Below are 804 nucleotides of genomic sequence, written 5' to 3' on the forward strand. Positions count from 1 at the left end.
AAAGTCACGTTGACGAAGCTTGCGCTTCATTCATTGTTTGTATCCGAAGATACGTTTTTTGCCTCATCGTTCAGTTTTCAAAGTTCGTCAAAGATAAAATTTGGTGGAGCCTAGCGGGATCGAACCGCTGACCTCCTGCGTGCAAGGCAGGCGCTCTCCCAGCTGAGCTAAGGCCCCATTAAAGGGATTAAATTGAAGATGGTCGGGAAGACAGGATTCGAACCTGCGACCCCTTGGTCCCAAACCAAGTGCTCTACCAAGCTGAGCTACTTCCCGAAAAAGTGCACCCTGAGAGATTCGAACTCCCGACCCCTTGATTCGTAGTCAAGTACTCTATCCAGCTGAGCTAAGGGTGCGGGGTATAATGGATCAAACAGTTATTAAAATTAAAAATGGTACCGAGGGCCGGAATCGAACCGGCACGGGGAAACCCCCGCAGGATTTTAAGTCCTGTGCGTCTACCAGTTCCGCCACCCCGGCAGGGTTTTAAAGGTAGAACCTAAATTCCAAATCAGAATCTTCGGTGATATTTAAATGAAAATGGTGCCGGCAACAGGAGTCGAACCCGCGACCTACTGATTACAAGTCAGTTGCTCTACCAGCTGAGCTACACCGGCAAGTGTAAATAAAAATGGTGGAGGATGACGGGATCGAACCGCCGACCCTCTGCTTGTAAGGCAGATGCTCTCCCAGCTGAGCTAATCCTCCATATGTACGCCTGGCAGCGTCCTATCCTCACAGGGGGAAGCCCCCAACTACTTTCGGCGTTCAAGTGCTTAACTTCCGTGTTCGGCATGGGAACGG

At 50.4% G+C, this 804-nt stretch carries 6 tRNA genes and 1 rRNA gene; all 7 read right to left on the minus strand.

From position 1 onward, the window contains the following. Window positions 1-101: 101 nt before the first annotated feature. Window positions 102-177: transfer RNA gene (locus KNP96_RS16590), tRNA-Ala, on the minus strand. A gap of 22 nt (window positions 178-199) precedes the next feature. After that, window positions 200-276 (minus strand) — tRNA-Pro (locus KNP96_RS16595). Between the two features lie 6 nt (window positions 277-282). Further along, a tRNA-Arg gene (locus KNP96_RS16600) sits at window positions 283-356 on the minus strand. A 37-nt stretch (window positions 357-393) separates the two neighbouring features. Next, window positions 394-480: transfer RNA gene (locus KNP96_RS16605), tRNA-Leu, on the minus strand. Window positions 481-541: 61 nt separating this feature from the next. Continuing rightward, a tRNA-Thr gene (locus KNP96_RS16610) sits at window positions 542-617 on the minus strand. Window positions 618-632: 15 nt separating this feature from the next. After that, window positions 633-708: transfer RNA gene (locus KNP96_RS16615), tRNA-Val, on the minus strand. Between the two features lie 8 nt (window positions 709-716). Beyond that, a 5S ribosomal RNA gene (gene rrf, locus KNP96_RS16620) occupies window positions 717-804 on the minus strand; the annotation flags it as partial.

It is taken from the genome of Exiguobacterium sp. s133 (assembly GCF_018618595.1).
Classification (GTDB): Bacteria; Bacillota; Bacilli; order Exiguobacteriales; family Exiguobacteriaceae; genus Exiguobacterium_A; species Exiguobacterium_A oxidotolerans.